Origin of the sequence: uncultured Helicobacter sp., from assembly GCF_949282165.1 — a bacterium.
GTDB lineage: Bacteria > Campylobacterota > Campylobacteria > Campylobacterales > Helicobacteraceae > Helicobacter_F.
In genome coordinates this window covers 1-7,316 of the sequence record NZ_CASDOV010000031.1, presented here as the reverse complement: position 1 = coordinate 7,316, position 7,316 = coordinate 1, and the positions used below count along the sequence as shown (strand labels likewise).

Genomic DNA, 7,316 nt, shown 5'->3' with positions numbered 1-7,316 from the left:
TATAGAAAATGCGCTAGCCCAAGGGGCGTTCCTGACGCGATTGCACCAAGAGATTCTATAAACTTGCTAAAAAATGCAGTGTATGCACGCGCAGCGGAGGCAATGGGGCTTTGCCCTCATTGCCGATAGCAAGTTTTGCGGAGCAAAACTTGCATTACATAATAGTGTAGAATTTTGTAACAATTTCAGCAATTTTTTGCGTTTTTGTCGCTACAATTCCAAAAATTTCGTGATTTTAGGGAGCCAAATGTCTCATCGTATAGCCTTAGTCCTGATGGCTGCTGGGGATTCTACGCGTTTTTGTGCTAGCGCAAACATTTCGCTTAAAAAACAATGGCTTCGTGTGGGCGATAAGCCACTCTGGCAGAAAGTTGCAGAGGATTTGAGCGCGCTCTATCCATTTTGTCAAACCCTCATCACCGCTTCAGAATCCGACTTTTATTATATGCAGTGCGTGAGCCCTTTTCCCATTATCAAAGGCGGTGCCACTCGTGCCCAAAGCCTAAGAAACGCGCTTAGACGCGTGGATGCGGAGTTTGTGCTCGTGAGTGATGTGGCGCGCTGGTGTGTGGATAGGGCGGTGTGTGAGCGGCTTTTGGCGTGTTTGGGGGATCCTGATTTTGCCTGCGCTGTGCCCTTTGTGAGCGTGCCGGATACGGCGTTTTATCAAGGCACCTATCTCGTGCGCGAGGATATAAAGCTTATCCAAACCCCGCAGCTTAGCCACACACAGACTTTGCGAGATGCGCTAGAGCTTGGGGATTTTAGCGATGAGAGCTCGGCGATACATGCGCTTGGCAGGCGTGTAGAGTTTGTCCTCGGCAGCGCGCGACTTGCCAAGCTTACCTTGGGCGAGGATTTGCGCGGGGCGGGGCTTTTGCCCCCTAGTGGGGAGAGCTTTTGTGCGAGCGGCTTTGATGTGCATGCCTTTGAAGAGGGCAAGCCTATGGTGCTAGGGGGCGTGCGGATAGAATCTCCGCTAGGATTCAAAGCCCATAGCGATGGCGATGTGCTGCTGCACGCGCTGAGTGACGCGATACTAGGCGCGATGTGTGCGGGCGACATAGGGCAGTGGTTCCCGGACACGAGCGAGGAGTTTAGGGGGGCGGATTCTGCCAAGCTGCTTGCGCATATCCACGCATACGCTAGGAGCGTGGGCTTTGAGGTGCGCTATGTGGATATCACGATACTCGCGCAATTCCCCAAAATCGCGCCCTATAAGCGCGAGATTCAAGAAAATATCGCCGCTCTTTTGGCACTCCCAAAATCGCGCGTGAGTATCAAAGCCACGACGACAGAATCCCTAGGCTTCATCGGGCGCAAAGAGGGCGTGGCGGTGAGCGCAAACGCGACGCTTGGCTATATCCGATGGGATAGAATCTTAGACAATGAGGAGCGACTTTGAAGGTATTGATAATCGAGAATGAGACATATTTGGCACAGGGTATCGTCAATAAGCTTAGCGACTTTCAGCTAGAATGCACCATAGCCGAGAGCCTCCAAGAGGTGGAGCGTGGGGATTATGATGTGGTGATTGCGTCTTTAAATAGTATCGAGGGCAATTACCAAGAGCTTACTAAAAATTATGAGGAAGCTATCATCATCCTTATGATTTCTTATATCAACGAAGATACGGTGACTAAGCCGCTGCAAAATGGTATCACTGATTATATCGTCAAGCCCTTTGTGATCGATGAGCTTGTGCGCAAGATTCGGCATTATAAGTCTTATAGGGATCTTAAAAAAGAGATAGAGTTTTATTGCAATTATTTCAACTTCATCGAAAAAGAGCTCTCCACCCCAAGCCCCATCACCTACAATCCTCCCTTTATCATCAAGACAAATTCCCAACGGAGCGCGGATATCTATGCTATGCGCTATGCGCGCAGGAAGGGCATTAGGTTTAGCTTCCTCACGCTCAAAGAGGACAAGTGGCGACAGATTTTCCAATCCCAACCAAGCAAAAATCAGGTGTTTTATATCACAAATCTTGAGGAGCTTAAAAAAAGCGAGATGAAGGAGTTTTTGGAGATGATTTTAAAGTATAGCTGCATCGTCTCTATCATCTCAAACGACAAAGTCCCATTCCCGCAAGTCGTGGATATCTCAAGCTACTCAAACACCCTAGAGCTCGGGGGCGATATCCTGTCAGTGAGGGAATATGAGCGCATCATCATATCCAAGTTTGAGAGCCGCTATCCCGATATAGAGCTTGCTAAAAAGCTCGGTATGAGCCGCAAAAGCCTATGGGAAAAGCGCAAAAGATACGGGCTTTTGCGCACCAAACACCATAAAGAATCCTAATGCTAAGAGTGGCATTCCTAAGCGTGCTTTATAGCGGAAAGATTCCCTTTGCGTCCGGGACTTGGGGGAGTTTGGTTAGCGTGTTTTTGGGGCTGCCGTTTTTGTATTTTTCGCAAGAGACTTTGTTTTTGCTCGCGATTTTGGTGGGCGGCGTGGCGGTGCGCGAGATAAACGCCTATGAGCGCGCGGGCGGGCTGCACGATGACAAGAGTATCGTGATTGATGAGCTTGTGGGCGTGTGGATAGCGATGAGCTTTGTCAATCTCAAAGCCTTAAGCGTGTATGAGGGCGTTATAGCGGTGGCTCTAAGCTTTGTGTTTTTTAGAATCTTTGATATTTACAAGCCCTCCTTTATCGGGAAAATCGATAGAGAAGTCAAAGGCGGGCTTGGTGTAGTGGGCGATGACGCGTTGGCTGGGTTTGTGGCTGGGCTGTGCGTGATGGTGGTGTTTGTGGCGTGGGAATACTACGCCAAAGCCTTGTAAGGAGGAGATGAGTGAGGAGGATTGTGATTGCGTTGTGTGCGTGCGTTGGGCTATTGTGCGCGGGGCAGGGGGAGCTTACTCCCTCTAGCTGGGAGCTCTATGTCCTAAGCCATAATGGCGAGATTCTAAGCACCCATCGCCTCGCCCAAAAGGTAAGCGTGCGCCTGCAGGCTAATAAGAGCTTTAGCGGAAGTGCTGGGTGTAATAACTTCTTTGGGAGCTATGAGTATGGGGAGGGCGTGCTAGTGCTCTCTAGCGTGGGAGCGACAAGAAAGATGTGTGATACAAAAAGTATGGATATAGAATCTTTGCTCCTCACGCTCTTTAGAGATGGCAAAGCCTCCTACACGCTTGAAAATGATGAGCTCATACTCGAGCGAGATTCACTCAAAGCGGTGTTTAAAAAAGCGCGCTAGAGGTTGTCTAGAGAATCTAGAGACTACAGAGAGTGTTTGGCGACTGCCCGCGAGACTATCAGAGTGTTTAGGGTGCCTAGAGTGCTTTATGGGCTTATGCGCGGGCAGGGCAGGGGCGTGGAGCAGGAGTAAGAGGAGCTAGAGGGCTACTGCTCTATGATATGGAGCAAAATCTGCGCGCTTAGTCCGTTTCCTAGCTTGATCTCTACCTTAAAATCCCCCGTGTGCTTGATAGGCTCTGCTATCACAATCCATTTTTTATCGATAGAGACTTTGAGGTGCTCATTTATCGCGTGCGCGATCTCATCTTTGGTGACCGCTCCAAAAAGCGCGTTGTTTGCGCCGACTTTTTTAGCGATAGTGATTTGTAGAGATTCTAGGCTTTGGGCGAGCTGTTTGAGCTCGGCGAGCTCTAGGGCTTTGGCTTGGGCGAGTTGCTTTTGCTGGGCTTTGTAGCGATTGATGACTTCGTTTGTGGCGAGCTTTGCCTTGCCCTTGGCGATGAGGAAGTTCTGTCCATAGCCATCTTTGACTTCGCAAATCTCCCCGACTTTGCCCAGCCCCTGCACATTTTCTAGTAGTAGGACTTTCATATTCCCTCCTTTTGGCTATAATGCCAAAAATTATACTACAAAGGCTCTGCGTTGCAAATAAAAATCACCAAAGGCACCAAAAGAGTGAATCTGCGACTAAAAGATGCGCACACTCTGCTCCTTAGCGTGCCTAGCTACTACACACAGAGCGATTGCGAGCAGGTGCTAGCGCGCCATAGTGCGTGGATAGAGCGCACAAGCGCGGCTTTGCACGAGCGAGAGAGGACGCGCACACAGGAGCTAGAATCTAAGCGCGGGGAGATTTTGTATTTTGGCGAGTGGGTGAGCGAGGAGTGGGTGAGGCAGCAGCTGCACACGCGCGGATTTAGCGATAGGTATGGGGAGCTTGAGGTGTTTGTCAAGCAGCATTGCGCGCTGTGGGCGCAAAAGATGGGCGTGTGCTATGAGAGTGTGTCTCTAAGCAACGCACGGAGCTTCTTTGGTATCTGCACACACGATAATCATCTACGTTTTGCGCGCCTGCTGTGCTTTGCGCCCAAGGATTGTATCGAGTATGTGATTATCCACGAGCTTGCCCATATCCGCCACAAAAACCACTCCCAAGCCTTTTGGGCGTTTGTGGGGGAGTTTTGCGAGCATTTTAGACAATCGCGCGCGTTTTTGCGCACCAATGCTTGGCTGTATAAAGCCCTCTTTAGCCAATGCCCTCCCGCACGCACCGCACGCACCGCACGCACTCATCGCGCTAAGCGCGCGCCAAAGCCCCTTTAGGTGCTTTTATGTCAAGGCACGATATAATCCCCCAAACTCCATAAGACAAAAGGACAGAGTATGAATCTCCTGCATAGTATCAATGATTTCAACGAAGCAAAGCAAGTGATTGTGGGCGGGGTGAATTCCCCCGTGCGCGCGTTTGGCTCGGTGGGCGGCGTGCCGCGATTTATCCACAGGGCTAAGGGCGCGTATCTCTATGATGTCGATGACAACGCCTATATCGACTATGTGCAGAGCTGGGGACCGCTCATCTTTGGGCATTGCGATAGTGATATAGAATCTAGCGTGATCCAAAGTGTGCAAAATGGCTTGAGTTTTGGCGCGCCTACCGAGCTTGAGACGACTTTGGCAAAGGAGATTATCAGCAGCTATGATGGCGTGCAAAAGGTGCGGCTTGTGAGCTCTGGCACGGAAGCTGTGATGAGTGCGATACGCCTTGCGCGGGCATATAGCGGCAGAGATGATATCATCAAGTTTGATGGCTGCTACCACGGGCATAGCGATAGCTTGCTCGTGAGCGCGGGGAGTGGGTGCGCGACTTTTGGTGCGCCAAGCTCGCCGGGCGTGCCAAGCAATCTCTCTAAGCACACGCTAGTGGCGCGTTATAATGATGTGGATTCTGTGCGCGCGTGCTTTGAGGAGAGCAGGGCTAAGGGCAGTGGCGTGGGCTGTGTGATCATCGAGCCAATCGCGGGCAATATGGGGCTTGTGCCTGCGGATAGGGAGTTTTTGCGCTTCTTACGCGCGCTGTGCGATGAGTATGGCGCGGTGCTTATCTTTGATGAGGTGATGAGCGGCTTTAGAGCAGCTTTGCGCGGGGGGCTGGAGTATTGTGATGTGCTGCCTGATATGGCGACTTTTGGCAAGGTTATCGGCGGGGGTATGCCTTTAGCGGCGTTTGGGGGCAGAGATGAGATTATGGCGCTGCTTTCCCCCGTGGGGAGCGTGTATCAAGCCGGCACGCTAAGTGGGAATCCCGTGGCAGTGAGTGCTGGGCTCGCTTCATTGCTAAAGCTAAAGAGCGATCCGAGTGTCTTTGCCACACTCGCGCAAAAAGCCCAAACCCTCACACAAGGGCTAAAAAGCGCAGCCAAAAGCGTGGGTATCCCGCTACAAGTATGCCATAGGGGCTCGATGTTTGGATTTTTCTTTAACGATTGCGTGGTTAAAAATTTTGATGACGCTAAGCGGAGTGATAGCGCGATGTTTGCGAAGTTTCATCAAAAAATGCTTGAGAGAGGCGTGTATTTTGCGTGCTCGCAGTTTGAGAGTGGCTTTGTCTGCACGGCTATGGGCGATGAGGAGATCGAGCGCACCATAGAGCGCGCCAAAGAGAGCTTTGAAGAGATAGCAAACAATATCTAGGCGGATATATGGACAAGCAGGATTCTCGCCCAAATTCTCATTTGGAGCCGAGCAACGCGCAGAATGACGCGCGAGATAACGCGCAGGGCAGCACACAGGGCAGTGCGTCAGACAACGCGCAGGGCAAGCCCCCTAGATTCCAAAAGGTGGTAGAGGGCGCGTATGATTTGAGTTTGGGGATTTCTCTCATCGTGGCGGTGGCACTGGGCTATGGCATAGGCTACGCTCTTAAAGCACTCACGGGAGTTTCGTGGCTTTTGTGGCTTGGGATTGTCTGGGGTGTGGGCGCGGCATTCCTAAATATCTACAAAGCCTACAAACGCCACAAAAAAGATCTCGATGAACTCGCCACAAACCCCCGCTACAACGCCCAAAAGTATTTGCAAGATTCACAGAGTGAGCAGGGAGGGGGCACACGAGCACGAGACTTGCGAGATGTGCGCACACAAGATGATGAGGACGAGGACGATCCCTATGCGCGCTAAGTCTGTGTGGGTTTTGGGCGCGTTTGCGCTCATTGGGGCGATAGGAGTGGGAGTGGCTATGGCGTTTGGCAGGGAGTGTGGCGCGAGCTTTTTGCTAGGATATGGGGCGTTTGGCGTGATTATGAGCGGCTCATTTGCCCATATCAAACGCCAGCTCGCCCGCGCACAGGAGGACGCGCCTAGAGATTCACAGATAGATTCACAAACGCCACGAGCCCGATACGCTCACGGCGCGCCACACGATAGGGCTGATGAGAGTGGCTACGACAATGGCGGTGGCACAAGCGGGGAGAAAAGCGAGGCTAAGGGCAGCGGCGATGATGGCAGAAGCGAGAGTAAAAGCGATGGGGCGCAAACGGAGGCGATGGGTGAGGGCTCATCGAGTAAGATCCCCCCGCTCTCGCGCTTTGTCGTGGGCACGAGGCTAAGCTTTTCTTTTGCGCGCGTGGGGGGCTATGTGCTGTTTGTGGCGGGGGTTGGCGCGCTATTGTATTATGAGCTGCTTATGCCCGCGGGGCTGTTTGCGGGGATCACGCTCGCGGTGGTGTGTATGGTGAGCGTGGGTGTGTCTATGCTCAAAAAGGCGTAGCTTTAGCGCAGGCTTGCTCGCGGGAAGCGTTTGGATTTTATGCTGTGCGTGGATTGCGCAAGCTTTTTGGGGCTTTTAGATTCTGTGTTTTAGAATCTGCGTTGTTTGGGGCTTGGTTGGAATCTCTTAGGCTAGATTCTGTAATGCTTTAGATTTTAAATCTGCTTTGGATTCCCCAAATTCCGCATTGTTTAGATTCTGTCTTTGCTCGTTTTTTAGAATCCCTTTAGATTCTGTGCTTGTTTCAGAATCTAAGTGGCTAGATTCTGTAAATTCTAAATTTCTTAAAGTCTCTTTCTCACGAATACTTTCTAGATTCTGTGTATTGCTTTGTTTTTTCGCAA

9 protein-coding genes and 1 pseudogene are annotated in these 7,316 nt (G+C 51.2%); 8 read left to right on the top strand and 2 right to left on the bottom strand.

Translation table 11 applies throughout. The features are described from left to right. Positions 1-247: 247 nt before the first annotated feature. The 4 genes from ACH2BK_RS09780 to ACH2BK_RS09765 are packed head-to-tail and all read left to right on the top strand — an operon-like array spanning position 248 to position 3,205. Positions 248-1,405 (top strand): bifunctional 2-C-methyl-D-erythritol 4-phosphate cytidylyltransferase/2-C-methyl-D-erythritol 2,4-cyclodiphosphate synthase, encoded by a 1,158-nt coding sequence (locus tag ACH2BK_RS09780; protein WP_395003740.1) that lies wholly within the window; start codon positions 248-250, stop codon positions 1,403-1,405. Next, a complete protein-coding gene (locus ACH2BK_RS09775; protein WP_395003738.1) occupies positions 1,402-2,304 on the top strand; it encodes a response regulator in 903 nt (300 codons plus the stop codon). The genes ACH2BK_RS09780 and ACH2BK_RS09775 overlap by 4 nt, the downstream gene beginning before the upstream one ends. Beyond that, positions 2,304-2,789: a phosphatidylglycerophosphatase A gene (locus ACH2BK_RS09770; RefSeq protein ID WP_395003736.1), complete on the top strand. Its 486-nt coding sequence runs from the start codon at positions 2,304-2,306 to the stop codon at positions 2,787-2,789. The genes ACH2BK_RS09775 and ACH2BK_RS09770 overlap by 1 nt, the downstream gene beginning before the upstream one ends. Positions 2,790-2,812: 23 nt before the next feature. Further along, positions 2,813-3,205 (top strand): META domain-containing protein, encoded by a 393-nt coding sequence (locus ACH2BK_RS09765; protein ID WP_395003734.1) that lies wholly within the window; start codon positions 2,813-2,815, stop codon positions 3,203-3,205. Positions 3,206-3,351: 146 nt separating this feature from the next. Here the strand turns inward: ACH2BK_RS09765 and rplI are convergent, their stop codons facing one another. Next, positions 3,352-3,798: a 50S ribosomal protein L9 gene (gene rplI, locus ACH2BK_RS09760; protein WP_395003731.1), complete on the bottom strand. Its 447-nt coding sequence runs from the start codon at positions 3,796-3,798 to the stop codon at positions 3,352-3,354. Between the two features lie 51 nt (positions 3,799-3,849). Here rplI and ACH2BK_RS09755 point away from each other — a divergent pair, with 51 nt between their 5' ends. From ACH2BK_RS09755 to ACH2BK_RS09740, 4 genes and pseudogenes are all read left to right on the top strand, one after another. Continuing rightward, positions 3,850-4,530 (top strand): M48 family metallopeptidase, encoded by a 681-nt coding sequence (locus tag ACH2BK_RS09755; protein WP_395003729.1) that lies wholly within the window; start codon positions 3,850-3,852, stop codon positions 4,528-4,530. Between the two features lie 60 nt (positions 4,531-4,590). Continuing rightward, complete coding sequence (hemL, locus tag ACH2BK_RS09750; protein ID WP_395003727.1) at positions 4,591-5,898, top strand: glutamate-1-semialdehyde 2,1-aminomutase; 1,308 nt, start codon at positions 4,591-4,593, stop codon at positions 5,896-5,898. 146 nt (positions 5,899-6,044) lie between these two features. After that, positions 6,045-6,275 (top strand): annotated as a pseudogene (locus ACH2BK_RS09745) (AtpZ/AtpI family protein); the annotation flags it as partial. Between the two features lie 97 nt (positions 6,276-6,372). Continuing rightward, positions 6,373-6,972, top strand: coding sequence for a hypothetical protein (locus ACH2BK_RS09740; RefSeq protein WP_395003725.1), 600 nt, complete (start codon positions 6,373-6,375; stop codon positions 6,970-6,972). Positions 6,973-7,098: 126 nt separating this feature from the next. On the opposite strand, the gene ACH2BK_RS09735 is transcribed toward ACH2BK_RS09740, so the two are convergent. Beyond that, on the bottom strand, positions 7,099-7,316 hold a 218-nt coding region (locus ACH2BK_RS09735), incomplete at its 5' end, for a hypothetical protein (protein ID WP_395003723.1).

What these genes read in the sequence shown, in the direction of transcription:
- ACH2BK_RS09780 (WP_395003740.1), top strand. Translation starts at nt 248, where the DNA reads ATGTCTCATCGTATAGCCTTAGTCCTGATGGCTGCTGGGGATTCTACG.
- ACH2BK_RS09770 (WP_395003736.1), top strand. Translation starts at nt 2,304, where the DNA reads ATGCTAAGAGTGGCATTCCTAAGCGTGCTTTATAGCGGAAAGATTCCC.
- rplI (WP_395003731.1), bottom strand. Translation starts at nt 3,798, where the DNA reads ATGAAAGTCCTACTACTAGAAAATGTGCAGGGGCTGGGCAAAGTCGGG.
- hemL (WP_395003727.1), top strand. Translation starts at nt 4,591, where the DNA reads ATGAATCTCCTGCATAGTATCAATGATTTCAACGAAGCAAAGCAAGTG.
- ACH2BK_RS09740 (WP_395003725.1), top strand. Translation starts at nt 6,373, where the DNA reads ATGCGCGCTAAGTCTGTGTGGGTTTTGGGCGCGTTTGCGCTCATTGGG.